Below are 25341 nucleotides of genomic sequence, written 5' to 3'. Positions count from 1 at the left end.
CCCCTTGTGTTCGTCGCCATCAGTCAGACAGGGACTGGATGGCCTGCAATAGTTGACGCGAAGCCAGCGGCTCATCGCCCAGCAGCGCCCACAGCCAAACCCGGCTCAGCAAGCGGGCCTGGCCGCGCACCGCTGGGTCGCTGAAATCATCCGCATGAATGGCCAGCAGCGCCTCGCCGCTCAGCCTGGCGGCACGCTCGCTCAGCGCCGCGCCCGCTTGGGTGTCCGGCTCCGGCGGCGCCGCGTCCCGGCAAATATAATAACGCGCCGGCTCGATTAGGTCGCCATGCCTGTCCTTATCCAACGCCGGCGCGTAGCCCAGAACCTGGGCCAGTTTCAGCTCGTAGCGCCGCAAGGCGGCGGCCTGGGGCGCGGCGCCGGCCAGTTCGCGGACCGCGCGGTCATAAACGGCAAAAGCCCGCGGCTCGGGATCGTCCCGCGCCGTGAGCTTCATCATCAACTCATTGAGGTAAAAACCGCAAACCAGCTGCTGGCCCGACAAGGCGCGCACGCCGCCGTCCCAATCCGCGCCGTGCAGCGTCCGCAATTCGTTCTTGCCGAACCAAGACAGGGTCAGGGGCTGGAACGGCAACAGCACGCCGCGCAGGTCGGAACGCGGCCGCCGCGCGCTGCGCGCCACCAGGCTGAAGCGGCCATGATCGCGCGTCAGCACCTCCAGCAGCAGGCTGGTCTCGCGGTAAGGCTGGGCATGCAGAATATAGGCCGGCTGCCTGTCCACCCGCCCCGGCTGGCTCATGCGCAAGCATCCTCGGCCTGGCGGCGGCTGACGGCGAATTCAAATCCGGCAGCGCCTCGGCCCAGTCGCTGCCGAACCAATTGCTCCACCTGGTCGCGCCAGGCTGCAATGGCCTCCACGCTATCCCAATAGGTGAGCTGCTCCACCGCGTCGCCGCCCAGGCAACCCGGCTGCCCAGAGGCCAGGCGCAGGGCGGAAACAGACAAGCCGGCCAGAGCCGGCGAGGTGGCGATAAGCCGCACGACCCAGCAGGGCAATGCGGACGTCGCATGCAAGGGTTTCATCAGTCCAGGCCGAACTCGCGCAGGAAGCGGACATCATCAGCCCAGCCGGACTTCACTTTCACCCACACCTGCAGGAAGACTTTGCCGTCGAACAGCTTTTCCATGTCCAGGCGCGCCTCGGTGGAAATCTTCTTCAGCTTCTCGCCCGCCCTGCCAATCACGATGGGCTTCTGATGTTCCTTGTCCACCAGCACCGCAATGTGGATGCGGCGCAGGGCGCCGTCCAGCTCGAACATTTCCACTTCCACGTTCATCTCGTACGGCAGCTCTTCGCCCAGGTAGCGGAACAGCTTTTCGCGCACGATCTCCGCCGCCAGGAAGCGTTCGTTCTTGTCGGTGATCATGTCTTCCGGATACAGCGGCATGGACTCCGGCAGATGCGGACGCACTTGATCCAACAGCTCGGCCAGGCGCTGGCCATGCTTGGCGCTGACCACCTCCACGCCGGCGAACGGGAACTCGGCCGTCACCTCGTCGATGAAGGCTTGCAGCGTCAGCCTGTCCTTGGCCTTGTCCAGCTTGTTCACCACCAGGATGACCGGCGTCTTCTTGGGCAGCAGCGCCATCACCTCGCGGTCGGCCGCCGTGAAGCGCATCGCTTCCAGCAGGAACAGCACGCAGTCGACGCTGCCCAGCGAATCCTTGACGCTCTTGTTCAGCGCCTCGTTCAGCGCGCCCTTGTGATAGGTCTGGAAGCCCGGCGTGTCGACGAACACGAACTGCGCCGCTTCTTCGGTATGGATGCCGGTGACGCGGTGGCGCGTAGTCTGCGACTTCTTGGAGGTGATGCTGATCTTCTGGCCGATCAGGTGGTTCATCAGCGTGGACTTGCCCACATTGGGGCGGCCGACGATGGCGACAAAGCCGCAGTGGAATGGGGTATCGGTCATGATCTTTTCTTGCTTGCTGCGAGTTTCTGTTCCAGCAGGACGAGCGCCGCTTCGGCGGCCTGCTGCTCGGCGGCGCGGCGGCTGCCGCCGTCGCCGGTGGAAATCAGGGCCAGTTCGCCCAGGTCGCACTCCACCTTGAACCATTGTTCATGCGCCTCGCCGCTTTGCGACAGGATGCGGTACTTCGGCAACGCCAGCTTGCGCGCCTGCAGCGCTTCCTGCAAGCGGGTCTTGGCATCCTTGGCCTGGCGCGAGGTGTCTATGGTGGCCACGCGCTGCGCATACAGGCGGCGCACCACCCGTTCCGCGGCGGCGAAATCGGCGTCGAAACTGACCGCGGCGAAAGTGGCCTCCAGCGCGTCGGCCAGAATGGATGGCCGGTTGAAGCCGCCGCTCTTGAGTTCGCCCTCTCCCAGGTAGAGATAGTCGCCCAGCTTCAGCTCATGGGCGATCTCGGCCAGGGTGCTCTGATTGACCAGATTCGCGCGCAGGCGCGACAGCTCGCCTTCGCTGAGCTGCGAAAACTGATCGAACAGCATGCGAGCCACGGTGTAATTGAGAATGCTGTCGCCGACGAACTCGAAGCGCTCATTGTTGATGCTGCTGTAGCTGCGATGCGTCAACGCCTGGCGCAACAGTTCTGGCTTTTGAAATGCATAATCCAGCGCCTGAGACAGGCGCCGGAATCGATTGTCGATTTGGGTCACGGTATGGTTATTGAACGACAGGCGGCTGGCCCGCCGCTGTATCGAAATGGAACAGCAGACTGACATTGCCGACCAGCGGCACTTCGCGCTGATACTGCGCGCGCAGATAATTGCCATTGGCGCTGGTCACCACGATCAGGTTATCGCCCTTGATCGCGGAAATGTCGGCCACGGAAGCCTTCTGATCAAACTCATGGCGCAGCGTGTATTCGCCGACATTGGCTTCGGCGGCCAAGGACTGCAGCTCATGCTTGACGTTGGCGTACTCGGTGTACACCGGAATGATCCTGAAGGCCAGCAGCAGCGCCGCGCCGGCCACGGCGACAAACAACAGGATGGCGATGATGGACATGCCTTGCTGTTTCTTCATGCGTCTCTCCCGCAGAGGCCGGTTTGGCCTGGTTTATTGAATCTTGGTGCCGATGCGCGACAGGTTGCCGAAGTTCATCCAGACCATGAAGGCCTTGCCCACCATCAACTTGTCGTCGACAAAGCCCCAGTAGCGGCCGTCCGAGCTGTTGTCGCGGTTGTCGCCCATCATGAAATAATGGCCCTGCGGCACCTTGCACACGAAGCCGTCGTCATCGTAGCGGCAGTTGTCGCGGTAAGGAAAGTCCTGCACCTGGCTCAGCGCCACCACCGGCGTGCCGGCATTGTTCAATACCTTGTAGGTCTTGCCCGTCGGCAATGTCTCCGCGTACTTGTCCGCGGTGATCTGCTGCAGGCCCAGTTCCTTCTCCAGGTAGTCGTAGCTGCCATCCTGGGTGTCGGTCAGCGGCTTGCCGTTGACGGTCAGCCGCTTGTTGCGATACTCGACGGTATCGCCCGGCAAACCGATCACGCGCTTGATGTAGTTGACCTTGGGATTGGGCGGATAGTTGAACACCACCACGTCGCCATGCTGCACCTTGCCCACCGGGATCACGACATTATTGAGCACCGGCATGCGGATGCCGTAAGCGAACTTGTTGACCAGGATGAAGTCGCCCACCACCAGGCCCGGGCGCATGGAGCTGGACGGGATCTGGAACGGCTCCACCAGGAAGGAGCGCAGCAGGAACACCACGAAAATGACCGGAAAGAAGCCGCGCGAGTAATCCACGAAGTGGCCGGCCTCTACGCCGCCGGCGGCTCGCTTCTTGGCCAGCATCCACTTGTCCAGGGCCCACACCGCGCCGGTGATCAGCACGAACACCAGCATCACCGCGGTGAAGCTCATGTAGTTGGACAGGAAGCCGAAGCCGCCTATCACCATGGCCAGGTAGCCCCACTGCACGGATTGCGGCCAGTCGGCCGCGCCTTCCTGTTTCTTGCCGCCCAGCATGATCAACACGGCGCCGATCACGGCCAGCGCGACGAATACCCAGTACAAGTTTCCGCCCACTTATTTGTCCCCTACTTGAAGAATGGCGAGGAAAGCCTCTTGCGGGATTTCCACGTTGCCGACCTGCTTCATGCGCTTCTTGCCGGCCTTTTGTTTTTCCAGCAGCTTCTTCTTACGCGTGATGTCGCCGCCGTAGCACTTGGCCAGCACGTTCTTGCGCAAGGCCTTCACCGTCTCGCGCGCGATGATGTGGCCGCCGATGGCGGCCTGCACCGCGATGTCGAACATCTGGCGCGGGATCAGCTCGCGCATCTTGGACACCAGCTCGCGGCCGCGATACACGCTGGAGGCGCGGTGCACAATCAAAGACAACGCGTCCACTTTCTCGCCGTTGACCAGCACATCCAGCTTGACCAGATCGGCGCTCTGGAACTCCTTGAACTCGTAATCCAGCGAGGCATAGCCGCGGCTGGTGGACTTCAGCTTGTCGAAGAAGTCCATCACCACTTCGTTCATCGGCAGGTCATAAGTCAGCATCACCTGGCGGCCCATGTATTGCATATTGCGCTGGGAGCCACGTTTCTGGTTGCACAAGGTCATCACCGCGCCGACATAGTCCTGCGGCACCAGGATGGTGGAGGTGATGATGGGTTCGCGCAATTCGTCGTACTTGCCGGCTTCCGGCATGCGCGACGGGTTGGACACGACTTCCACCGTGCCGTCCTTCATCACCACTTCGTAGTTCACCGTCGGCGCGGTGGTGATCAGGTCCATGTCGAACTCGCGCTCCAGGCGCTCCTGCACGATCTCCAGGTGCAAGAGGCCGAGGAAGCCGCAGCGGAAGCCGAAGCCCAGCGCTTGCGACACTTCGGGTTCGAACTTCAGCGAGGCGTCATTCAGCTGCAGCTTCTCCAGCGCGTCGCGCAGCGCTTCGTAGTCATGGCTCTCCACCGGGTACAGGCCGGCGAACACCTGGGACTGCACGTCCTTGAAGCCGGGCAGCGCCTCGGCGGCCGGGTTGCTCACCAAGGTGATGGTATCGCCCACCTTGGCCGACTTCAGCTCCTTGATGCCGGCGATGACGAAACCCACTTCGCCCGCGTTCAGGCTGGCGCGCTGCACGGACTTGGGCGTGAACACGCCCACTTGTTCGCACAGGTGCTCGGCGCCGGTGGCCATGAACTTGATCTTGTCCTTGGGCTTGAGCGAGCCGTCGATCACGCGCACCAGCATCACCACGCCGACGTAGTTGTCGAACCAGGAGTCCACGATCAGCGCCTTCAGCGGGCCGTCCGGATTGCCTTGCGGCGGCGGAATCTTGTTGACCACCTCTTCCAGGATGTCTTCGATGCCGATGCCGGACTTGGCCGAGGCGCGCACGGCGTCCACGGCCTCGATGCCGATAATGTCCTCGATCTCCTGCGAGATGCGCTCCGGATCGGCGGCAGGCAGGTCGATCTTGTTCAGCACCGGCACCACTTCCACGCCCAGCTCGATGGCGGTGTAGCAGTTGGCCACGGTCTGCGCTTCCACGCCTTGCGAGGCGTCCACTACCAACAGCGCGCCCTCGCAGGCGGACAGCGAGCGCGACACTTCATAGCTGAAGTCCACGTGCCCCGGGGTGTCGATCAGGTTCAGGTCGTATACCTGGCCGTCGCGAGCCTTGTACTGCAAGGCGGCGGTTTGCGCCTTGATGGTGATGCCGCGTTCCTTCTCGATGTCCATCGAGTCCAGCACCTGCGCGCTCATTTCGCGCAATTCCAAGCCCCCGCAAAACTGAATGAAGCGGTCGGCCAGGGTGGACTTGCCGTGGTCGATATGGGCAATGATCGAAAAATTTCGGATGTTCTTCATCGGTATCCAGCAAAAGATAAGGGCACGCACGCGTGCCCGGGGCTGCTGACGGATAGCCCTTCCGGGGGACCCGCTCGGGTCCGACGGTTGCCGGAGGCCGATCAGCAAGCGGGGGCGCGCGCGCCCCCGGTTCTACTCACACTGGCGCGGATTTTAGCCGATTTCGCCCAAGTGTGCAGCCAACTTCGTTTCATCCAGATGCCAGTGGCAGATTTCGGTCTCGCCCTCCATCAGCACCGGCACCAGCTCGTTGAAGCGAGCCTCCAACGCGGGGTCGGCATCCACATCCACCACCTCCAGCTCGAAGCCGTGGCGCGCGCGCCAGGGCGCGAGCTCGGCCAGCATCTGGTGGCACAGGCTGCAGTACTCGCGGAAATACAGCGTCAGCTTCATTTACTCCCCACCCACGGTCAGCGGCACAAACTGGGTCACGCCCTGGCGCAGAATCTGCAGCGCCACATTGCCGCCCTTTTTCGCCTGCTCCATTGCGCGCTTCAACTGGGCAAAACTCTTCAGCGGCTCGCCGCCGATGCCGACGATGATGTCGCCCGGCTGAATGCCCGCGCGCATGGCCGCGCCATTGGCCGCGCGCACCAGCAGGCCATAGTCTATGCCAGCCTGCTTCAGCTGCATCGGGTTCAGCTCCTGCAAACGCAAACCGATCTGGGCCAGGCTCTGCTCGCCCGGCTCGCCCGGCTTGCGGTATTCGCGCTGAGCGATGCGGCTGTCCTCTTCCTTCAGTTCCTCCGGCACCGCGCGAATGCTGATTTGCGCGCGGCTGCGCCAAACATCCAGCGTAATCGCCTTGCCCGGGGTCTCATTGCTGATCAGTCGCTGCAGATCCGCGCTGGAGGAAACATCCTGGCCATTGACGCGCAGGATGATGTCGCCCGCTTTCAGGCCCGCCTTTTGCGCCGGCCCCTTGGGATCGACCGCATTGATCAGCGCGCCGCTGGGCTTGGACAGGCCGAACGATGCCGCCAGCTCCTTGCTCAGCTCCTGCACCACCACGCCGATGCGGCTGCGCGTGACCTTGCCCTTGGCTTTGAGCTGGTCCGCCACATTCATCGCGGTATCAATAGGAATGGCGAAAGAAATGCCCATGAAGCCGCCGGAACGGCTGTATATCTGGGAATTGATGCCCACCACCTCGCCGCTCAGATTGAACAGCGGTCCGCCGGAATTGCCCGGATTGACCGCGGCGTCGGTCTGGATGAACTGCACGGCGCTCTCGTCCGGCAGCATGCGGTTCTTGCCGGACACGATGCCGGACGTGGCGGTGTTTTCAAAGCCGAACGGCGAACCGATAGCCAGCACCCATTGACCTACCTTCAGCGCCTTGGGATTGCCGAGGCGCACCACCGGCAAGTTTTTGGCGTCGATTTTCAGCAAGGCCACGTCGGAGCGGGCGTCAGAGCCGATGACGCGGGCCTGAAACTCGCGCTTGTCCGTCAGCTTCACGGTAATCTTGTCGGCCCGCGCCACGACATGGGCATTGGTCATCACATAGCCGTCAGGCGAAATGATGAAGCCCGAACCCAGGGAGTTCTCCTGGCGCTCGCGCGGCACCTGCGGCGCGAAACGGCGGAAAAACTCGAAGAACGGGTCTCCCTCTACGCCGTCCGGCAAGCCGGACGCCATCTCTTTGACCGTGGATGTGGTACTGATGTTGACTACGGCCTTACCTTCCGACTCCACAATCGAACTGAAGTCCGGCAGGTCTGCCGCCATGGCAACAGGGACTGCGGTCACAAGGACCGATGCCGCCAGCATGGCGGACGCGATCAGCTGTTTGATCGACATGTGCGCTCCATCTTCTATGGTGGATTGAATGCGCCGGCGAACGCCGGCTATCGAACAGACAGGAAATGCAGACAGCGTCTGCACCACCCCTCCTCTAACTTTCACCTCGGCCCGCAGGCCATCCATCCTGCGCGACCGCCCGGCCAGCATGGCCTGGCGGTCGCGCCCAAGCCGGCAAAAATCACCCGGCTCAATCGCCCTTGCCATTGAAGTGCATGCCCTTGAGCAGCGCCATCATGGCCGTTTGCGGCATGTCTCCCACCGCGGTCAACTGCAAATCGCCCTGATAGCTGGTAGCCATATTGATGGCGCCGTGCAAATTGCCCACGCGTTCCATGCGCGCATTTTCCGGCGGCGGCGGCGCGACGAACACCGACAGCATCACCAGCCCATCCGACAGCACCAGATGACGCACCGACTTGCCGCCCATGCCGGGGAGCACCCGCTCGGAGGCGCGCAACAGGCGGAAACCTAGCGGCAGCCCCGTCACTTCATTCTGCACGGCCGAAGGATCGGGCGCGGCCTGCGCCTTGCCGGTCAGCAAAGTGAATTTCTGCGGCAACTTGGAACGATAACTGCGTTTATCCTTGGCGCCGCTCAACTCCACCTCGGTGAAGGTGAATTGCTCAATCGCGTCGCCGCGCGGCGATAGCGTGATCACCTTCAATGGGAGGTAGGTGGTAGGCTCTATGCACATGCGCATGGTGTAACGCTGAGGATCGCGCGGTTGCAGATCCAGCCATTGGCAATCGCGCTGCGCGACTCTGTCGCTGCCTGTGCGCTTAAGCGCATAGGAGCGGGGAATGTCATCCACATCGTCTGGCAACAAAGCGGGGAACAGGCGCATCGCGCTGATCTTGCAGGCGATCAGCGCGCGCTTGTCCTGGGCATAGCAACTCAGCTCGCCGCCATTGCGCACGACTTCGCGGGGCGGACCATCGAGCGAGCTGCGCTTTTCGCGCACATTGTCGCCCTGCCCCTGGCGCACCAGGCGGAAGGTCTCCATCATGCCATTCATCTGATGCAGATAGGTCCCGTCCAACGCCTGCTGCCGGCTGGCATTCCCGACATTGCGCAGCAGTTGCATATCGTCTTCGGCATGGGCCGCCCAGGCGGCCCCGAACATCAAAACACCTAGCAGAGGTACGACACGCATCAGTGGCGAACTCCGTTTCCGTAAGATACGCGCATCATGCTTTGATCAGCCGTCACTTCCTGGTGAGCCAGGACATAGGGATCGTACTGATCGAACTGCGCCGGCTTGACCACCTGCACCGGCACGCCGCGGTCGGCCACCGCCGCGACGGAAGCCGGCTGGCGATGGTTCAGCTGTTGCCAACCCACCACCGCGGCAAAGCTGACGCTAGCGGCCAACGCCACTGCGCCGGCGGCGCGGGCGCGACGCGGACGCATCCAGCGGCGCGGCGCCAGCACAGTGGGCTCGGTTTTCAACCGCTCCGCCACCTGGGCGCGCACGTCCAGCGACGCAAAACGATTGGCGCGCATCGCGTCGCCGATCAAATGGTAATCTTCCCAGGCCGCATCCAGGTCTTCGTCGGCGGCGATGGCAGCCAAGGCCTTGTCAGCCGCAGGCCCCTCCAGCTCGCCGTCTATCAGCGCGGAAATCGATTCTTTCATACTTACCACCTTCTGTTCTTGGCCGTATCCAGCAGCGGCCGCAGTTCAGCAGCTATCGCCTCGCGCGCGCGGAATATCCGCGAGCGCACCGTACCGATGGGGCAATCCATCACCCTGGCGATTTCGTCATAGGACAATCCCTCCATTTCCCTGAGGGTAATGGCGGTACGCAACTCCTCCGGCAAGGCTTCCACAGCGGCATTGACCGTCGCCAGAATTTCCTTGTTCATCAGCTCGGTTTCGGGCGTATTGATGTCCGGGATCTGCGACGCCATGTCGAAGCTCTCGCCATCCTCGTCCTCAATCTCACTGTTCACCACCGGGCGTCGCCCGTTGGCGCTGAGGAAATTCTTGGCCGTATTGATGCCTATCCTATACAGCCATGTGTAAAACGCGCTTTCGCCGCGAAATGACGGCAAGGCGCGATACGCTTTGATAAACGCCTCCTGCGTCACATCCTCGATGTCCGAACCATCGCGGATAAACCGCGACAAAAGCCTGGCGAGACGTCGCTGATACTTGGCAACAAGCAGATCGAAAGCTCTTTTTTCACCTCGCTGGGCACGTTCCACCAACTGTTGATCGATATCCCGATCACTCATGTCGTTGTTATGCTCCCTGGTTTGCCCACTGTTCTATGTGGTCGTTACGTGGACTGTGATCTAGACCACAGGATCCGCCCTGAGTTCCCTGAGGCGAGGACGAAGCGAAACATACCACTCCCGCCGCCAAACTTGAACCTCCGCACTTCAACTATTGCCAGCCATTTCTAGAGCCTTTACACTCCAACCAAGCACTTGCTTGAATGACAAGCTCTTCATTCCTTCCATCGTCAGGAGCACCTCATGCACACACCCGGGCAGCGTTTCCGCCAGGCCGTGGCCGCCGAAAAACCGTTGCAAGTGGTAGGCGCGATCAACGCCTATGCCGCACGTTTGGCCGAACACTCAGGTTTCAAGGCCCTGTATCTGTCCGGCGGCGGCGTGGCCGCCTCTTCCTGCGGCATTCCGGACCTGGGCATCACCACGCTGGAAGACGTGCTGATCGACGCCCGCCGCATCACCGACAACACCGATCTGCCGCTGCTGGTTGACATCGACACCGGCTGGGGCGGCGCCTTCAACATCGCCCGCGCCGTGCGCAGCCTGGAAAAAGCCGGCGTCGCCGCCGTGCATATCGAAGACCAGGTGCAACAGAAGCGCTGCGGCCATCGCCCCAACAAGGCCATCGTCACGCAGGACGAAATGGTGGACCGCATCAAGGCCGCCACCGACGCCCGCCGCGACAGCAGCTTCGTCATCATGGCCCGCACCGACGCGCTGGCCGTGGAGGGACTGGACGCCGCCATCGAACGCGCCGTCGCCTGCGTGGAAGCCGGCGCTGACATGATCTTCCCGGAGGCGATGACCGATCTGGCCATGTACCAGCGCTTCGCCGAGGCAGTGAAAGTGCCGGTGCTGGCCAATATCACAGAATTCGGCGCCACCCCGCTCTACACCACGCAAGAGCTGGCCGCTCATGGCGTGAGCCTGGTGCTGTACCCGCTGTCCGCCTTCCGCGCCATGAGCCAAGCCGCGCTGGATGTGTACGGCGCGATCCGCCGCGACGGCACCCAACAAGCCGTGCTGGGCAAGATGCAGACCCGGATGGAGCTGTACGATCACCTGGGCTACCACGACTACGAACAGAAGCTGGACTCGCTGTTCGCCGCAGGCAAGGAATAAGCGCCGCGCCCAAGTCTGCAAAGAATACGCATACCTACAAGGAGAAGCAGCATGACTGAAGTGGTAATCACCGGCAAACCGAAAAAATCCGTGGCCCTGTCCGGCGTCGCGGCCGGCAATACCGCGCTGTGCACCGTGGGCCGCAGCGGCAACGACCTGCACTATCGCGGCTACGACATTCTGGACCTGGCCGACAAGGCCGAATTCGAGGAGGTGGCCTACCTGCTGGTGCACGGCAAGCTGCCGAACCAGGCCGAGCTGACCGGCTACAAGAAGAAGCTGAAGTCGCTGCGCGGCCTGCCGGCCTCGGTCAAGGCGGTGCTGGAAGCGCTGCCGGCCAGCGCCCATCCGATGGACGTGATGCGCAGCGGCGCATCCGCCCTGGGCTGCGCGCTGCCGGAAAAAGACGATCACAACCTGGCCGGCGCGCGCGACATCGCGGACCGCCTGATGGCCTCCTTCGGCTCCATCCTGCTCTACTGGTACCACTACAGCCATAACGGCAAGCGCATCGACGTCGAAACCGACGACGACAGCATAGGCGGCCATTTCCTGCACCTGCTGCACGGCGTCAAGCCATCGGCCCAATGGGTGCGCGCCATGCACACCTCGCTGAACCTGTACGCCGAACATGAGTTCAACGCCTCCACCTTCACCGCCCGCGTCATCGCCGGCACCGGCTCCGACATGCACAGCGCCATCACCGGCGCCATCGGCGCGCTGCGCGGTCCCAAGCATGGCGGCGCCAACGAAGTGGCCTTTGAGATCCAGCAGCGCTATGAAAGCCCGGACGAAGCCGAAGCCGACATCCGCGCCCGCGTCGAGAAGAAAGAAGTGGTGATCGGCTTCGGCCACCCCGTTTATACGATTTCCGACCCGCGCAACAAGGTCATCAAGGAAGTGGCGCGCCAGCTGTCCAAGAGCAACAGCGACATGAAGATGTTCGATATCGCCGAGCGCCTGGAAAGCGTGATGTGGGACGTCAAGAAGATGTTCCCGAATCTGGACTGGTTCTCGGCCGTCAGCTACCACGCGATGGGCGTGCCCACTGCCATGTTCACCCCGCTGTTCGTGATCTCGCGCACCAGCGGCTGGGCGGCCCACGTGATTGAGCAGCGCCAGGACGGCAAGATCATCCGCCCGTCGGCCAATTACATCGGGCCGGAGGATCAGGTTTTCATTCCGCTGGAAAAACGCTGAGCTTCTCGCCAAGAGACCCACTGAAAGACGAAGACGCATTTCCAAATACCTAGGCCGTGAAGACGCAGGGCTTTTGTGGATTTCGTGGGTTTCGTGGCTAACTAGATTGACTTGTGGGATTTTAATGAACACCGCCTACCGCACCGCCCTGCCCGGCACCGGGCTAGACTACTTCGACGCCCGCGCCGCCGTGGAAGCCATCCAGCCCGGCGCCTGGGACAAGCTGCCCTACACCGGCCGCATCCACGCAGAGAACCTGGTCCGCCGCTGCGATCCGGCCATGCTGACCGAATGCCTGGAACAAATCGTCTATCGCAAGCGCGAGCGCGACTTCCCCTGGTTCCCCGCGCGCGTGGTTTGCCATGACATCCTCGGCCAGACCGCGCTGGTGGACTTGGCCGGCCTGCGCGACGCCATCGCCGACCAAGGCGGCGACCCGGCACAGGTCAACCCGGTGGTGCCGGTGCAGTTGATCGTCGATCACTCGCTGGCGGTAGAGTGCGGCGGCTTCGATCCGCTGGCTTTCGAGAAAAACCGAGCCATCGAAGACCGCCGCAACGAGGACCGTTTCCACTTCATCGAGTGGACCAAGACCGCCTTCGACAATGTAGACGTGATTCCCGCCGGCAACGGCATCATGCACCAGATCAATCTGGAGAAGATGTCGCCGGTGATCCACAGCGACAAGGGCGTTGCCTATCCCGACACCTGCGTCGGCACCGACAGCCACACCCCGCACGTGGACGCGCTGGGCGTGATCGCCGTCGGCGTGGGCGGCTTGGAAGCGGAAAACGTGATGCTGGGCCGCGCCTCATGGATGCGGCTGCCGGACATCGTCGGCGTGGAGCTCTCCGGCAAGCCCGCCGCCGGCATCACCGCCACCGACGTGGTGCTGGCGCTGACCGAATTCCTGCGCCAGCAAAAAGTCGTCGGCGCCTATCTGGAGTTCTACGGCGAAGGCGCGGCGGCGCTGACCCTGGGCGACCGCGCCACCATCTCCAATATGGCCCCGGAATACGGCGCCACCGCCGCGCTGTTCTTCATCGATGCGCAAACCATCGATTATTTGAAACTGACCGGCCGCAGCGACGAGCAGGTCAAGCTGGTGGAAACTTATGCCAAGACCGCCGGCCTGTGGGCGGACAGCCTGAAAACGGCCGAGTACGAGCGCGTGCTCAAGTTCGACCTGTCCACCGTCACCCGCAACCTGGCCGGCCCGTCCAATCCGCACAAGCGGCTGCCGGTATCGGCATTGGCCGAGCGCGGCATCGCCGGCAACCTGGCCCAGGCCCGCGAGCAAGAGGCGCAAGGCCTGCTGCCGGACGGCGCGGTGATCATCGCCGCCATCACCAGCTGCACCAATACCTCCAACCCACGCAACGTGATCGCCGCCGGCCTGCTGGCGCGCAATGCCAACAAGCTGGGCCTCGTCCGCAAGCCGTGGGTGAAGTCTTCGCTGGCGCCCGGCTCCAAGGCGGTGGAGCTGTACCTGAAGGAAGCCGGCCTGCTGTCCGAACTGGAGCAGCTGGGCTTTGGCATCGTCGCCTTCGCCTGCACCACCTGCAACGGCATGTCCGGCGCGCTGGACCCGAAAATCCAGCAGGAAATCATAGACCGCGACCTGTACGCCACGGCGGTGCTGTCCGGCAACCGCAACTTCGACGGCCGCATCCACCCCTACGCCAAACAGGCCTTCCTCGCCTCGCCGCCGCTGGTGATCGCCTACGCCATCGCCGGCACCATGCGCTTCGACATCGAAAAAGACGCGCTGGGGGTGGTGGACGGCAAGGAAATCCGCCTGCAGGACATCTGGCCGTCCGATGAAGAAATCGACGCCGTGCTGAAACAGGCTGTCAAACCGGATCAGTTCCGCCAGGTTTACGAGCCGATGTTCGCCATCCGCCAGGACAGCGGCGAGAAGGTCAGCCCGCTGTACGCCTGGCGGCCGCAGTCCACCTACATCCGCCGTCCGCCGTACTGGGAAGGCGCGCTGGCCGGCGCGCGCACGCTCAAGGGCATGCGGCCGCTGGCGCTGCTGCCGGACAACATCACCACCGACCACTTGTCGCCCTCCAACGCCATCCTGGCCAGCTCCGCCGCCGGCGAGTACCTGGCCAAGATGGGCTTGCCGGAAGAGGACTTCAACTCCTACGCCACCCACCGCGGCGACCACCTGACCGCGCAGCGCGCCACCTTCGCCAATCCGCAGCTGGTCAACGAGATGGCCGTGGTGGACGGCGAGGTGAAGAAGGGCTCGCTGGCGCGGGTTGAGCCGGACGGCAAGGTGATGCGCATGTGGGAAGCCATCGAAACCTATATGGACCGCAAGCAGCCGCTGATCATCGTCGCCGGCGCAGACTACGGCCAGGGCAGCTCGCGCGACTGGGCGGCCAAGGGCGTGCGCCTGGCCGGCGTGGAGGCCATCGTTGCCGAAGGCTTCGAGCGCATCCACCGTACTAACTTGATTGGAATGGGCGTGCTGCCGCTGGAGTTCAAGCCCGGCATCAACCGCAAAACCTTGCAGCTAGACGGCACCGAAACCTACGACGTGATAGGCCAGCGCGAACCCCGCGCCGACCTGACGCTGGTCATCCATCGCCGCGGCGGCGAGACGGTGCAAGTTGCCGTGACCTGTAGGTTGGATACTGCTGAGGAGGTGTCGATCTACGAGGCCGGCGGCGTGCTGCAGCGATTCGCGCAGGACTTTTTGGAGGGGGTGAAGGGCTAACCCCCTCTCCCCCGGCCCCTCTCCCGCAAGGGGAGAGGGGTGACTCTTTGACTACGTTTTAATATTGGATTGGTGACTACATCGCTACCAATCTTAGCAATGGAATGATTGGCGGCTTGGCGGCTTGGCGGCTTGGCGGCTTGGCGGCTTGGCGGCTTGGCGGCTTGGCGGCTTGGCGGCTTGGCGGCTTGGCGGCTTGGCGGCTTGGCGGCTTGGCGGCTTGGCGGCTTGGCGGCTTGGCGGCTTGGCGGCTTGGCGGCTTGGCGGCTTGGCGGGCAAATAGCTTAACGCGATTAAGAACAGGCACAAGCCCACTTCCCACCTCATTACTGAGAATATCGGCATCGGCTGCAGATCACGGCAGTCGCCAACGACAACATCAGCAATTTGATAGCCCCTCTCCCCTCGCGGGAGAGGGGTTGGGGAGAGGGGGGATGCGCCAGCTCGACTTCGCCAAGACACTGCGCCAAAACATGACCGATGCGGAACGGCTGCTATGGAAATATTTGCGAGCGCATCGACTAAACGGCGAGAAATTCCGCCGCCAACAACCTATCGGCCCCTACATCGTCGATTTCGTCCACTTCGGCGCGCGGCTGATCATAGAAGCGGATGGCGGCCAACATAACGAAAGTCCCAAAGACGCGATGCGCGATGTCTGGCTGCAAAAACAAGGCTTCACCATCATGCGTTTCTGGAACCACGACATTCTGCAAAACCCAGGCGCCGTCTTTGAAACGATATGGCAAACGCTAAGCGCCCAGGCGAAATAAACGTTGAGACCAACCCGCTTCAGGCCTGCGGCATACACAGGAAAGCAAACACATGACTCACGCGGCACAAATCAAGATTCCCGCCACTTATATGCGCGGCGGCACCAGTAAGGGCGTTTTTTTCCGGTTGCAGGACTTGCCGGAAGCCGCCCGCCAACCCGGCGCGGCGCGAGACCAGCTGCTGCAGCGCGTCATCGGCAGCCCGGACCCTTACGGCAAACAGATAGACGGCATGGGCGGCGCCACGTCCAGCACCAGCAAAACCGTCATCGTGGGCAAATCCACCCAGCCTGGCCATGATGTCGACTACCTGTTCGGCCAGGTGGCCATAGACAAGGCCTTCGTCGACTGGACCGGCAACTGCGGCAACCTGTCCGCCGCCGTTGGCCCCTTCGCCATCGCCAATGGCCTGATCGACCCGGCGCGCGTGCCGGACAACGGCATCTGCACCGTGCGCATCTGGCAGGCCAATATCAGCAAGACCATCATCGCCCACGTGCCCATCACCCTCGGCCAGGTGCAGGAAACCGGCGACTTCGAGCTGGACGGCGTCACCTTCCCCGCCGCCGAAGTGCAATTGGAATTCCTGGATCCGGCAGATGAGGGCGACGGCGGCGCGATGTTTCCCACCGGCAATCTGGTGGATACGCTGGAAGTGCCCGGCGTCGGCGCCTTCCCGGCTACGCTGATCAATGCCGGCATCCCCACCATCTTCGTCAACGCCGCCGACATCGGCTACACCGGCACAGAGCGGCAGGATGCGATCAATTCCGACAACGCGGCGCTGGCGCGCTTCGAAACCATACGCGCTTACGGCGCGCTGAAAATGGGCCTGATCCAGAATCTGGACCAGATCGCCAGCCGCCAGCACACGCCCAAGATCGCCTTCGTCGCGCCGCCGGCCGACTACACCGCGTCCAGCGGCAAGCTAGTGAAAGCGTCCGACATCGACGTGCTGGCGCGCGCCATGTCCATGGGCAAGCTGCATCACGCCATGATGGGCACGGCGGCGGTGGCCATAGGCACGGCGGCGGCGGTGCCCGGCACCCTGGTCAACCTGGCCGCCGGCGGCGTCAAGCGGCAGGCCGTGCGTTTCGGCCACCCGTCCGGCACCTTGCGCGTGGGCGCGGAAGCCAAGCTGGTGAACGGACAATGGACCGTCACCAAGGCCATCATGAGCCGCAGCGCCCGCGTGCTGATGGAAGGCTGGGTGCGGGTGCCGGCCGACGCCCTATAAAGCCAAACCCATCCTGCAAACCAAAGGGATGCCGGCGCATCCCTTTGGTTTTGCCTGCCCGATTGGCCCCCTGGCGACAATTCCCGGCGGCATCCGTGAGATAATGCCGCCAGGCATTCACGCGCGCCCCGCGCATCCCGTCATCATCCGGCCCGCCGCCGCGTCATGCCCGCCCTCTCAAACTTCGGAAAGCTGAACCCATGGACCATACCGCCCCCATCCTGACCTCCGCCACAGACTGGCACTGGAGTCCCACGCCGTTTCCCGGCGCGGACTTCGTCTGGCTGCGCAGGAATCCGGGCGGCGGAGGCTCGGCTTTGTTGAAGCTGGCCAAGGGCGCTCGCCTGCCGTTGCATCAGCACCCGGGCACCGAGCAGGTGTTCGTGACCGCAGGCAAACTCAAAGTGGGCGATCACGTGCTTTGCAAAGGAGACCATTTGTTCATCGACGCCCATGTGCCCCACGCAGTCGAGGCCTTGCAGGCCAGCGTCTACCTCACGCTGTCCGAAACCGACGGCGTTGAGCTGTTGGATGGCGCAAGCCGCGTCGATTAGACCCATCCACGGGGGAAGGCGCCCGCCTTCCCTTTCGCTCCGGCACGCCCGCCCGTAGCCTCAGCCGCGACAACGCATCCCCATCCCCGCGCTCATTTGATGTAACAACTGGTTTACTCCACATAGTTCCGCGTAAAATATCTCCATATAAAATAATTTCGCTGGATGAAGACATGAACAACAAGCCGATGCTCTATGCGTTCGCCGCCATCGCCATGTGGGCCTCCGTCGCCACGCTCAGCGCGCTGACGCACACCTTGCCACCGTTCTTCGTCGCCGGCATCGGCCTGATGCTGGGCAGCCTGCTGACGGTGCGCCATGTCCGCGAATGGAAAGTGCCGCTAAAGGTCTTCGCCAACGGCGTGTACGGCATCTTTGGCTTCTACTTCTTCCTGTTCAACGCCTATCGCCTGGCTCCCGTCATGGAAGCCACCGTGCTCAGCTACGTCTGGCCGCTGCTGATGGTGCTGCTGTCGCCGCTGCTGCTGCCGGGCACCCGGCTTAGCGCCAACCACATCTTGGGCAGCGTGATCGGCTTTGCCGGCGCCGCGCTGATCGTCACCGGCGGCAAGCTCTCGCTGTCCATGAACGCCATGCCCGGCTATCTGATGGCCATCGGCGCAGCCGTGGTCTGGGCCACCTACAGCCTGTTCACCCGCCGCCTGCCGGCCAGCTCCGACAATGCCGTCGGCGGCTTCTGCCTGACCGCCGGCCTGCTGGCCCTGGCCCTGCACGCCGCCACGGAGCCGGCTGCCCATCCCTCCGCCGCGCAATGGCTGATCATCGTCGTGCTGGGCCTGCTGCCCATGGGCGCCGCCTTCCTGTGCTGGAACCGCGCCATGCAACTGGGCGACCCTCGCCAGACCGGCGCCTTGGGCAATACCACGCCGCTGCTGTCCACGCTGCTGCTGGTCGCCTCCGGCCAGGCCACGTTGAACGGCAGCGCCGCCATCGCCATCGCCATGATCGTGGGCGGCGCGGCGCTGGGCACCATGCCGGCCGATAAGCTGCGCCTGCCGTGGATTCAAGCGCGTCGCGCCTAAGCGAGCGACGGATATCATTGCGGCGGCGAGACTGACGCGATGCGGATGCAAAACCCGATGCCGGATCAATATTGACGCAAGCATGGGCCGCGCCGGCTTCCTGGTCGGCAAGATGCAAGGAACAGACAACGCATCCGCGAGCCTCGCCCGCGGCTTCCCGCCTGCAGGCGCTAGGCGTATCATTTCCCGCTGTCTTCATACAAAACAATAAGGGGCCGACATGGCGCGATACTGGGGCAAGGTGCTGACGGCGATGGTCACGCCGTTTGACGCCGAAGGTCGATTGAATCTGGACATGGCGTGCCGACTGGCGCGCCATTTGTCCGAAAACGGCAGCGACGGCCTGGTCTTGGCCGCCACCACCGGCGAGGCGCCCACGCTCCGCGATGACGAGCGTTTCGAGCTGATCCGCGCCGTCAGTGAAGCCGTGACCATTCCGGTGCTGGCCGGCACCGGCAGCAATGACACCCGCCATGCGCTGGAATTGACGGCCAGGGCCGCGGACGCCGGCGCGGACGGCGTGTTCCTGATCTCCCCCTACTACAACCGTCCGCCGCAGGCCGGCATCGAGGCGCACTTCCGCGCGCTGGCCGCCGCCACCCGCCTGCCGGTGATGCTGTACGATGTGCCGTGCCGCACCGGCCGCCGCATCGCCCATGACGTGTTGCTCCGACTGTTCCGCGAAGTCGACAATATCGTCGCGTTCAAGGACGCCACCGGCGACCCCGCCGCCGCCGCGCGGCTGATCGCGGAAGCCGGCGAACATTTCGAGCTTTACTCCGGCGACGATGCCTTGACCCTGCCGCTGCTGGCCGTCGGCGCGGTGGGCGTGGTGGGCACCTCCACCCATTGGACAGGGCAGGCCTTCGGAGCCATGATCGCCGCCTACCAGCAAGGCGACGTGCTGCGCGCGCGCGCCATCAACGCCGCGCTGCAGCCCTCGTTCGCCTTTGCCAACACGGAGGACTCGGTGTTCTCGATGTCGGTCAAGGCCATGCTGCGCAGCCAGGGACTGCCGGTGGGAGAATGCCGCCTGCCGCTGCCGCCCGCACCAGCCGGCGTGCAGGAAAACGCCGCGCAGGTCTGGCAGGACCTGCAGGCCCGGCTGGCGCGCCTGGACTGAACGCCTCACGATTGGAATAAAAAAGGAGACCGCAAACGGTCTCCTTTTTTCCAGCGCGGGCGATGCCGGGCGGACTTAATCGCGGAAGTTGTTGAACTGCAGCGGCGCGCCGTTTTCCAGATCGTTGGCGATATCCTTCTTCAACAGCGCGATGGCTTCCTGCAGCACGTCGCGCTTGGCGCCGGACACGCGCACCGCCTCGCCCTGGATGCTGGCTTGCACCTTCATCTTGGAATCCTTCAGCAACTTGACGATTTTCTTTGCCAGATCACTGTCTAAGCCTTCCTTGACTTTCAATACCTTTTTGACCTTGTTGCCGGACACTTTTTCCAGCTTGCCATAATCCATGCTGCGCACATCCACCCCGCGCTTGGACAGCTTGCCCACCATGATCTCGTTGACCTGGTCCAGCTGGAATTCGGTGTCGGCGTACAGCGTCACTTCCTTGTCGTTGAACTCGATGCGTGCATCGCTGCCCTTGAAGTCATAGCGGGTGGAGACTTCCTTATTGGCCTGATCCAGCGCGTTGCGCACTTCCACCTTGTTTACTTCGGAAACAACATCAAAAGACGGCATAAAACTATCCTCATATGGAACTTGCAGAATTCTAGTAGCGCCCCGTCCGCTTGTCACCCGCGCCAGGTTGCCAAAGCCGGCCGGACATGGTGTGATTTGGCCATAATCCATTCTCCGGTGCATTTCATGCTTATCACGCCGCCGCAGCTGGCCGCCTTCCTGGCCGCCGCCATGCTGATCACGCTCTCCCCCGGCCCCGACAATTTGATGGTGCTCAGCCAGGGCATTTCGCGTGGCCGCCGCCAGGGCATGGCCTTCGGCCTGGGCTGCGCCATGGGCTGTCTCAATCACACCGTATTGGCCGCCTTAGGGGTCAGCGCCCTGATCGCCGCCTCGCCCCTGGCCTTCACGGCCTTGAAGATCGCCGGCGGCGGCTATCTGGTTTATCTGGGCTGGGGCGCCATCCGCAGTCCTGGCGCCAGCTTCCGCGCGGACGGGCAATCCGCGCAACCGCAAAGTTCTCTCGCCGCCACATTTAGGCGCGGGCTCATCGCCAATGCCATCAACCCCAAGGTGGTACTATTTTTCCTGGCCTTCCTGCCGCAGTTCGTCAATCCCGCCCATGGCCCTGTCGGCTTGCAAACCGCCATCCTGGGCGTGGCATTCACTTTGCAAGGCGCGCTGATTTTCGGTGCGCTGGGTTATTTCTCCGGCCATGTAGGACAGTGGCTGGCCCAAAGCCGCAAGGCCAGCCAATGGCTGGACCGAGCCGCCGGCTCCATCTTCATCGCCTTGGGACTGCGCTTAATGCTTAAAAATTAACCTCGACATGGCATCAAAACAAATTAATGCATTTCACAAACTCATAAAAAAGAATTCATGGTAATATTGCGCAATAAAAAATTCACAATAAGGCTATTGTTGAAATGAAAAACCTGAAAATTGCACTTATCCTACTCGCCCTTAGCCCCTACGCCCTTGCCTACATCGACCCAGGCTCCGCAGTATTCGCCTGGCAAGGCTTGCTGGCCCTGATTGGCGGCATTGTCGTCTTCGTCCGCTCCCCCTTTGCCTCAATCAAAAAGCTCATACTTGCCATTTTTAAGAAAAATGAGAACAAATAAAAATGCGTGATCCGCAAGGCTCCATTCGTTTCGAACAAGATCAGGCTATCCGTTCGCTGCGCACCCCTCTGACTGACTCGCACTTTCTGAAAACCCATCATGCGAGAAAACTGGTTGAGCAAGGCGCGTTGCTAGACTTCCAGTTTCACGATGCCCAGACCATTACCTCGCCTCGCCTGCCCTTCATCAGCTACCCGCATGAGTGGTCTCAGTCGCAGCTATATGACGCCGCCAGACTGACCCAAGACATCAATCGCGATCTCGCGGAAAACGGCTGGGAACTCAAGGATGCCTCCGCCTGGAATATATTGTTCCAGGGATGTCAGCCTGTGTTTTGCGACCACCTGTCCTTCAGGGCAATCGCACCTTCTTGTCATAAGCAAACAGACTTGCCAACCCACCCAGACTTGAGGTGAACTCCCAGGTTTTACCGGTGCGGGATGGGAACGTTGATGGAACATTTGGCCGAGGTGCCCGAGCCGAGGACCGGGCGCTACATCGCCCATCCGCTGGACGAAATTCTGGTGATTGCCGTGTGCGCCATCTTCGCGGGGGCGGAGAGCTTTGTGGAGGCGGTCGAGTGGGCTGAGGTTAAGGAAGCTTGGCTGCGGCGCTTCCTGCCGTTGAAGAATGGCATTCCTTCTCACGATACCGTCAACCGCGTGTTCCGACTGCTGGATCCCAAGCAGTTCGAGAACGCCTTCCGCAGCTGGACGCAAGGACTGCTGGGCTCGTTCCAGCAGATCGCCATCGATGGCAAATGCCTGCGCGGCACCGCTCGCGGCGCGCACAGCCCGGTGCACATGGTCAGCGCCTTCGCCACCGAACTGGGCTTGGCGCTGGGGCAGGAGAAAGTCGCCGACAAAAGCAATGAAATCACTGCGATTCCGGCGTTGCTGGCCGCACTGGATGTGGAGGGCTGTCTGGTCAGCCTGGATGCGATGGGCTGCCAGAAAGAGGTTGCCAAGACCATCGTGGCGCGTAAAGCGGACTATTTGCTGGCGGTGAAGGAGAACCAGCCCAAGCTACGTCAGGCCGTAGCGTGCGCGCTGCATGACCATCCCACCGAGCGAGTGGCCAGCGCGCAAAAAGGGCATGGCCGCACGGTGTTGCAACATGTGGTGACAGCCCGGGCGGACGGCATTGTCGACGCTCAGGCCTGGCCCGGCTGCCAAACAGTGGGTCGCGTGGATTCGGTGCGGCTGGATGGTCGCGGACAATCGGCGCTGGAGCAGCGCTATTATTTGTCGTCGCGCGCGTTGAGCGCGGAAGAGCTGGCGCAGGCGGTGCGCCGTCATTGGGCGATCGAAAACGGCCTGCATTGGTGTCTGGATGTGATTTTTCGGGAAGATAACTGCCCATTGCGCGAAGATCATGGACCGCAGAATTTTGCGCTGCTGCTGAAATTCGCGCTCAACCTGCTGCGTAGTTCGCCGTATCAGGCCAAGAAAAGCATGCGGGTGCGACGCAAGCGTGCCGGCTGGGATGATGAGGCCTTGGCTGAGTTGCTGGGCATGTCGCCTTTATGACGTGAAGGTGCGATTGCCCTGCCTGTCCTTCCAGAGCATAGAGAGCCGCCATTGGTGGGCATTCAGCCAATACTTGCAGCACTTCGTCTTCCCGCTGGCCGCCGCGCGGCACTGCGGCTTTCCGGCGCACGATTGCTTTTTGTTGAACCGCAACGGCATCGATATCGATCGCTTCCGCGGCATGATGGGCAGCCGTCTATTGACCAGCCGCTTTTGGCCCCTGCTGATCAGCCGCCTAGGCAGCGATGGGGCCGGCGCTTCCGCCCAGGCGCAGAAGCAGCCGGGCGCAGGCTACCACAACAACCTGTACAACCTGATCGACTGGTTCTTGGGCCGCGCCGCGCCGCGCGCGCGCGACAGCGCCTGGACCGACTATCAGCAGACCAATAGCCACTATTCGTCCAAAGCCCGCGAGGAAAAGCACGCCTTCATCAGCAAATGGCTGGATCAACTTAAACCATCTTGGGTGGCGGACTTTGGCTGCAACACTGGCGAATACTCGCTGCTCGCTCAGCGCTTCGGCGCCAGCGTCATCGCTTTGGACGCGGATTTGGATTGCATCGACAAGCTCTATGCCGCCAATCGCGACAACCGCGCGCTTTATCCCGTGGTGGCGAACCTTGACGACATGAGCGCTGGCCGCGGCTGGGCGGGAGAGGAGTTCTCAAGCCTACCAAGCCGCGTGGGCTCGATATCAGACTTAAGCATGATGCTGGCGCTGATCCATCACCTAGCCATCTCGCTGTCCATTCCCTTCCCTAAAATCGCGGAATTTGCAGCCAAGCTGACGCGCAAATGGCTGATCGTGGAACTCATAGACGAGCAGGACCCATTGGTGGGCAAGCTATGCCAAGACCGTCGCCGCTCCCCATCCGAATTTCCCTTGGCCGCACAGCGAGCCGCTTTTCTCGAACAATTCCACCTCCGAGATGAAACTCCGCTGACCGGCACGCATCGCCATTTACTCCTGTTGGAAAAAAACAATGATGCGTCTCAATAAAGATGCCCTGGCCAGTTTATTGCTGATAGCTCTACTGTCTCTATCGCAAGCTGGCCCGCTTGCCAGCGCGGTGTATCACGGCGGACTCACTATCGCATCCATTCTGCCCGACACATCCATTTTATTGGTCATAGGTTTATTGCTGTGCGGCCTTTTCCTTACCCTATGCCGCCTGAACATGCAGTCGCAAAAGACCTTTGTCTTGACCACCGGTGCATTGTTCGCACTCAAATTTGGGAAAAGCCAGCTTAGCCCAGACCCTTGGCCCTTGGGTGTCAAACTCTTGCTGGCCTTGCTCACTCTCGCGGCCTGCTGGCTTATTGCCAAGCGCATCCCGCAAGAAATATGGCTGAGAGTACGCAATGCCAGCATTGCAGCCATGGCCATCTACTTGCTGACTCCTTACGCGCTATCCCTATTTAACAGCACGCCGGAACAAACGGTCTTTGGGAAAGAACGCCCTTATGCTGCGGCAAGCCAGCATGCCACGCTTGTGCTTCTGCTCGATGAAACAGGTCCGGAGTTTATTGCGCCGTTGCTGCAGACAATCCAAACCGAAAAGCTGCAATCACGCACGGCCATCATCCCTTCTGCGGGTCAAAATACCGTCAACGCCATTCCAGCCATGCTGACCGGGCATCGTTTCGATGACGTCACCCCTTGCGGCAGCACACGCCTATGCTCGCCGACCCGTTCGATAGACTTCTCCAAACTGCATGCCGGACGCCCAGATCTGGATATGGTTGGTTTCTGGCACCCTTACTGCGCCATCCAAGGCCTGCGCTACTGCCATCGAGTCAATGGTGTTTTCATGCCGTCCGCGCAGCAGATCCTGCCATGCAGCCTGCCCTTACTCTCGCAGAGAGCGGAATGTCGCCTCCACTCAGGAGCCAGAGATTTAGCCGTCAATCAGTTACTGAAGGCCACGCTGGAGGCCCCATTTTGGCAAAGCGGCGGTTTGTTATATCTCCACCTCCCGCTCCCACACCCCGCGATGGAGGATGGAATGGAAGCCAAGGAAGATATTGGAGTACACTACCGCGCCAATCTAAACAGGGCCAGCATCGTGCTAGCCGGGCTGCTGGGCCGGATGAAAAACCGTTTTGGCAATGACTTTTCCGTCATCGTCACCTCAGACCATCCCCTGCGCCGGGAAATTTGGTGTGCACCTGGTAGCCCTTATGACAAAAACTCCTGCCAGAACGACATCCCCGCAAATAGGCATCTGGTGCCTTTCATTGTGATCGCACCAACCCTGCCCGCCTCTTTAAGCATGCCAAGCAGCAACTTAGGCGTGTTCTAGAGCAGACGCGGCCGCATCAGAACTCACTTCTTCAACAGGAACTCCACCAGCACGGTCTTGAACACGAAGCCGGTCACGCCGAAGCCCAGCGCCAGGAACAGCACGAACATGCCCAGTTTGCCGGCCTTGGACTGCTTGCCCAAGTCCCAGATGATGAAGCCCATGAACAGGATCAGACCGGTCAGGCAGACCGCCATGGAAATATTGGTGAATTGCTCTTCGGACATCTT

General features: G+C 62.0%; 28 protein-coding genes. 14 read left to right on the top strand and 14 right to left on the bottom strand.

What is annotated here, in order from left to right:
• Positions 1 to 19: 19 nt before the first annotated feature.
• From recO to rpoE, 12 genes are all read right to left on the bottom strand, one after another.
• Positions 20 to 757: a DNA repair protein RecO gene (gene recO, locus FYK34_RS05265; RefSeq protein ID WP_149295386.1), complete on the bottom strand. Its 738-nt coding sequence runs from the start codon at positions 755 to 757 to the stop codon at positions 20 to 22.
• Positions 754 to 1041, bottom strand: coding sequence for a hypothetical protein (locus FYK34_RS05260; RefSeq protein ID WP_149295385.1), 288 nt, complete (start codon positions 1039 to 1041; stop codon positions 754 to 756). The genes recO and FYK34_RS05260 overlap by 4 nt, the downstream gene beginning before the upstream one ends.
• The gene (gene era, locus FYK34_RS05255; protein WP_149295384.1) at positions 1041 to 1931 is read right to left on the bottom strand and encodes a GTPase Era; all 891 of its coding nucleotides are present in this window, start codon (positions 1929 to 1931) and stop codon (positions 1041 to 1043) included. The genes FYK34_RS05260 and era overlap by 1 nt, the downstream gene beginning before the upstream one ends.
• Complete coding sequence (gene rnc, locus FYK34_RS05250) at positions 1928 to 2638, bottom strand: ribonuclease III (protein ID WP_168209646.1); 711 nt, start codon at positions 2636 to 2638, stop codon at positions 1928 to 1930. Before rnc ends, era begins: the two co-directional genes overlap by 4 nt.
• 7 nt (positions 2639 to 2645) lie before the next feature.
• Positions 2646 to 3008 carry a DUF4845 domain-containing protein gene (locus FYK34_RS05245; RefSeq protein ID WP_149295383.1) on the bottom strand — a complete coding sequence of 121 codons (363 nt, stop codon included), beginning with the start codon at positions 3006 to 3008 and terminating at the stop codon, positions 2646 to 2648.
• A gap of 33 nt (positions 3009 to 3041) precedes the next feature.
• On the bottom strand, positions 3042 to 4022 hold the full coding sequence (gene lepB, locus FYK34_RS05240) for a signal peptidase I (RefSeq protein WP_149295382.1): 981 nt from the start codon (positions 4020 to 4022) through the stop codon (positions 3042 to 3044).
• Positions 4023 to 5816 carry a translation elongation factor 4 gene (gene lepA, locus FYK34_RS05235; protein WP_149295381.1) on the bottom strand — a complete coding sequence of 598 codons (1794 nt, stop codon included), beginning with the start codon at positions 5814 to 5816 and terminating at the stop codon, positions 4023 to 4025.
• Between the two features lie 153 nt (positions 5817 to 5969).
• Positions 5970 to 6209 carry a glutaredoxin family protein gene (locus FYK34_RS05230; protein WP_149295380.1) on the bottom strand — a complete coding sequence of 80 codons (240 nt, stop codon included), beginning with the start codon at positions 6207 to 6209 and terminating at the stop codon, positions 5970 to 5972.
• On the bottom strand, positions 6210 to 7619 hold the full coding sequence (locus FYK34_RS05225) for a DegQ family serine endoprotease (RefSeq protein ID WP_149295379.1): 1410 nt from the start codon (positions 7617 to 7619) through the stop codon (positions 6210 to 6212).
• Positions 7620 to 7809: 190 nt separating this feature from the next.
• Entirely contained in the window at positions 7810 to 8775 is a 966-nt protein-coding gene (locus FYK34_RS05220; RefSeq protein WP_149295378.1) for a MucB/RseB C-terminal domain-containing protein, read from the bottom strand.
• Positions 8775 to 9257, bottom strand: a complete 483-nt coding sequence (locus FYK34_RS05215) for a sigma-E factor negative regulatory protein (protein ID WP_149295377.1) — start codon at positions 9255 to 9257, stop codon at positions 8775 to 8777. Before FYK34_RS05215 ends, FYK34_RS05220 begins: the two co-directional genes overlap by 1 nt.
• Positions 9258 to 9259: 2 nt before the next feature.
• Positions 9260 to 9859: an RNA polymerase sigma factor RpoE gene (gene rpoE / locus FYK34_RS05210; RefSeq protein WP_149295376.1), complete on the bottom strand. Its 600-nt coding sequence runs from the start codon at positions 9857 to 9859 to the stop codon at positions 9260 to 9262.
• A gap of 243 nt (positions 9860 to 10102) precedes the next feature.
• On the opposite strand from rpoE, the gene prpB reads away from it, so the two are divergent.
• From prpB to dapA, 8 genes are all read left to right on the top strand, one after another.
• Entirely contained in the window at positions 10103 to 10981 is an 879-nt protein-coding gene (prpB, locus tag FYK34_RS05205; protein WP_149295375.1) for a methylisocitrate lyase, read from the top strand.
• A 51-nt stretch (positions 10982 to 11032) separates the two neighbouring features.
• Positions 11033 to 12181: a bifunctional 2-methylcitrate synthase/citrate synthase gene (gene prpC / locus FYK34_RS05200; protein WP_149295374.1), complete on the top strand. Its 1149-nt coding sequence runs from the start codon at positions 11033 to 11035 to the stop codon at positions 12179 to 12181.
• 124 nt (positions 12182 to 12305) lie between these two features.
• On the top strand, positions 12306 to 14909 hold the full coding sequence (acnD, locus tag FYK34_RS05195) for a Fe/S-dependent 2-methylisocitrate dehydratase AcnD (protein WP_149295373.1): 2604 nt from the start codon (positions 12306 to 12308) through the stop codon (positions 14907 to 14909).
• Between the two features lie 434 nt (positions 14910 to 15343).
• Positions 15344 to 15682: an endonuclease domain-containing protein gene (locus FYK34_RS05190; protein WP_149299779.1), complete on the top strand. Its 339-nt coding sequence runs from the start codon at positions 15344 to 15346 to the stop codon at positions 15680 to 15682.
• A 52-nt stretch (positions 15683 to 15734) separates the two neighbouring features.
• On the top strand, positions 15735 to 16919 hold the full coding sequence (gene prpF / locus FYK34_RS05185) for a 2-methylaconitate cis-trans isomerase PrpF (protein ID WP_149295372.1): 1185 nt from the start codon (positions 15735 to 15737) through the stop codon (positions 16917 to 16919).
• Between the two features lie 200 nt (positions 16920 to 17119).
• Positions 17120 to 17473, top strand: coding sequence for a cupin domain-containing protein (locus FYK34_RS05180; RefSeq protein ID WP_149295371.1), 354 nt, complete (start codon positions 17120 to 17122; stop codon positions 17471 to 17473).
• A gap of 173 nt (positions 17474 to 17646) precedes the next feature.
• Positions 17647 to 18516: a DMT family transporter gene (locus FYK34_RS05175; RefSeq protein WP_149295370.1), complete on the top strand. Its 870-nt coding sequence runs from the start codon at positions 17647 to 17649 to the stop codon at positions 18514 to 18516.
• 220 nt (positions 18517 to 18736) lie between these two features.
• Positions 18737 to 19639, top strand: coding sequence for a 4-hydroxy-tetrahydrodipicolinate synthase (gene dapA / locus FYK34_RS05170; protein WP_149295369.1), 903 nt, complete (start codon positions 18737 to 18739; stop codon positions 19637 to 19639).
• Positions 19640 to 19714: 75 nt separating this feature from the next.
• On the opposite strand, the gene FYK34_RS05165 is transcribed toward dapA, so the two are convergent.
• Positions 19715 to 20215, bottom strand: coding sequence for a YajQ family cyclic di-GMP-binding protein (locus FYK34_RS05165; protein WP_149295368.1), 501 nt, complete (start codon positions 20213 to 20215; stop codon positions 19715 to 19717).
• Positions 20216 to 20341: 126 nt separating this feature from the next.
• Here FYK34_RS05165 and FYK34_RS05160 point away from each other — a divergent pair, with 126 nt between their 5' ends.
• The 6 genes from FYK34_RS05160 to FYK34_RS05135 all read left to right on the top strand — a co-directional run bounded on the left by FYK34_RS05160 (position 20342) and on the right by FYK34_RS05135 (position 25111).
• Positions 20342 to 20977 (top strand): LysE family translocator, encoded by a 636-nt coding sequence (locus FYK34_RS05160; RefSeq protein WP_149295367.1) that lies wholly within the window; start codon positions 20342 to 20344, stop codon positions 20975 to 20977.
• A gap of 104 nt (positions 20978 to 21081) precedes the next feature.
• On the top strand, positions 21082 to 21279 hold the full coding sequence (locus tag FYK34_RS05155; protein ID WP_149295366.1) for a hypothetical protein: 198 nt from the start codon (positions 21082 to 21084) through the stop codon (positions 21277 to 21279).
• Positions 21280 to 21281: 2 nt separating this feature from the next.
• Positions 21282 to 21695, top strand: coding sequence for a hypothetical protein (locus FYK34_RS05150; protein WP_149295365.1), 414 nt, complete (start codon positions 21282 to 21284; stop codon positions 21693 to 21695).
• 36 nt (positions 21696 to 21731) lie between these two features.
• Entirely contained in the window at positions 21732 to 22808 is a 1077-nt protein-coding gene (locus FYK34_RS05145) for an ISAs1 family transposase (RefSeq protein ID WP_149294873.1), read from the top strand.
• A 142-nt stretch (positions 22809 to 22950) separates the two neighbouring features.
• Positions 22951 to 23808: a methyltransferase domain-containing protein gene (locus FYK34_RS05140; protein WP_149295364.1), complete on the top strand. Its 858-nt coding sequence runs from the start codon at positions 22951 to 22953 to the stop codon at positions 23806 to 23808.
• The gene (locus tag FYK34_RS05135; RefSeq protein WP_149295363.1) at positions 23792 to 25111 is read left to right on the top strand and encodes a hypothetical protein; all 1320 of its coding nucleotides are present in this window, start codon (positions 23792 to 23794) and stop codon (positions 25109 to 25111) included. Before FYK34_RS05140 ends, FYK34_RS05135 begins: the two co-directional genes overlap by 17 nt.
• 23 nt (positions 25112 to 25134) lie before the next feature.
• Here the strand turns inward: FYK34_RS05135 and FYK34_RS05130 are convergent, their stop codons facing one another.
• Positions 25135 to 25338 (bottom strand): DUF2788 domain-containing protein, encoded by a 204-nt coding sequence (locus FYK34_RS05130; protein WP_149295362.1) that lies wholly within the window; start codon positions 25336 to 25338, stop codon positions 25135 to 25137.
• Between the last annotated feature and the right edge of the window lie 3 nt (positions 25339 to 25341).

This window comes from Chromobacterium paludis, from assembly GCF_008275125.1.
Taxonomy (GTDB): Bacteria; Pseudomonadota; Gammaproteobacteria; order Burkholderiales; family Chromobacteriaceae; genus Chromobacterium; species Chromobacterium paludis.
The sequence above is the reverse complement of the archived record's forward strand: the minus strand, read 5'-3'. Positions and strand labels throughout refer to the sequence as shown.

Coding starts and splice junctions, on each gene's coding strand:
- recO (WP_149295386.1), bottom strand. CDS start 757: ATGAGCCAGCCGGGGCGGGTGGACAGGCAGCCGGCCTATATTCTGCAT.
- FYK34_RS05260 (WP_149295385.1), bottom strand. CDS start 1,041: ATGAAACCCTTGCATGCGACGTCCGCATTGCCCTGCTGGGTCGTGCGG.
- era (WP_149295384.1), bottom strand. CDS start 1,931: ATGACCGATACCCCATTCCACTGCGGCTTTGTCGCCATCGTCGGCCGC.
- FYK34_RS05245 (WP_149295383.1), bottom strand. CDS start 3,008: ATGAAGAAACAGCAAGGCATGTCCATCATCGCCATCCTGTTGTTTGTC.
- lepA (WP_149295381.1), bottom strand. CDS start 5,816: ATGAAGAACATCCGAAATTTTTCGATCATTGCCCATATCGACCACGGC.
- FYK34_RS05230 (WP_149295380.1), bottom strand. CDS start 6,209: ATGAAGCTGACGCTGTATTTCCGCGAGTACTGCAGCCTGTGCCACCAG.
- FYK34_RS05225 (WP_149295379.1), bottom strand. CDS start 7,619: ATGTCGATCAAACAGCTGATCGCGTCCGCCATGCTGGCGGCATCGGTC.
- FYK34_RS05220 (WP_149295378.1), bottom strand. CDS start 8,775: ATGCGTGTCGTACCTCTGCTAGGTGTTTTGATGTTCGGGGCCGCCTGG.
- FYK34_RS05215 (WP_149295377.1), bottom strand. CDS start 9,257: ATGAAAGAATCGATTTCCGCGCTGATAGACGGCGAGCTGGAGGGGCCT.
- rpoE (WP_149295376.1), bottom strand. CDS start 9,859: ATGAGTGATCGGGATATCGATCAACAGTTGGTGGAACGTGCCCAGCGA.
- prpB (WP_149295375.1), top strand. CDS start 10,103: ATGCACACACCCGGGCAGCGTTTCCGCCAGGCCGTGGCCGCCGAAAAA.
- prpC (WP_149295374.1), top strand. CDS start 11,033: ATGACTGAAGTGGTAATCACCGGCAAACCGAAAAAATCCGTGGCCCTG.
- acnD (WP_149295373.1), top strand. CDS start 12,306: ATGAACACCGCCTACCGCACCGCCCTGCCCGGCACCGGGCTAGACTAC.
- FYK34_RS05190 (WP_149299779.1), top strand. CDS start 15,344: ATGCGCCAGCTCGACTTCGCCAAGACACTGCGCCAAAACATGACCGAT.
- prpF (WP_149295372.1), top strand. CDS start 15,735: ATGACTCACGCGGCACAAATCAAGATTCCCGCCACTTATATGCGCGGC.
- FYK34_RS05180 (WP_149295371.1), top strand. CDS start 17,120: ATGGACCATACCGCCCCCATCCTGACCTCCGCCACAGACTGGCACTGG.
- FYK34_RS05175 (WP_149295370.1), top strand. CDS start 17,647: ATGAACAACAAGCCGATGCTCTATGCGTTCGCCGCCATCGCCATGTGG.
- dapA (WP_149295369.1), top strand. CDS start 18,737: ATGGCGCGATACTGGGGCAAGGTGCTGACGGCGATGGTCACGCCGTTT.
- FYK34_RS05165 (WP_149295368.1), bottom strand. CDS start 20,215: ATGCCGTCTTTTGATGTTGTTTCCGAAGTAAACAAGGTGGAAGTGCGC.
- FYK34_RS05160 (WP_149295367.1), top strand. CDS start 20,342: ATGCTTATCACGCCGCCGCAGCTGGCCGCCTTCCTGGCCGCCGCCATG.
- FYK34_RS05155 (WP_149295366.1), top strand. CDS start 21,082: ATGAAAAACCTGAAAATTGCACTTATCCTACTCGCCCTTAGCCCCTAC.
- FYK34_RS05150 (WP_149295365.1), top strand. CDS start 21,282: ATGCGTGATCCGCAAGGCTCCATTCGTTTCGAACAAGATCAGGCTATC.
- FYK34_RS05145 (WP_149294873.1), top strand. CDS start 21,732: ATGGAACATTTGGCCGAGGTGCCCGAGCCGAGGACCGGGCGCTACATC.
- FYK34_RS05135 (WP_149295363.1), top strand. CDS start 23,792: ATGATGCGTCTCAATAAAGATGCCCTGGCCAGTTTATTGCTGATAGCT.
- FYK34_RS05130 (WP_149295362.1), bottom strand. CDS start 25,338: ATGTCCGAAGAGCAATTCACCAATATTTCCATGGCGGTCTGCCTGACC.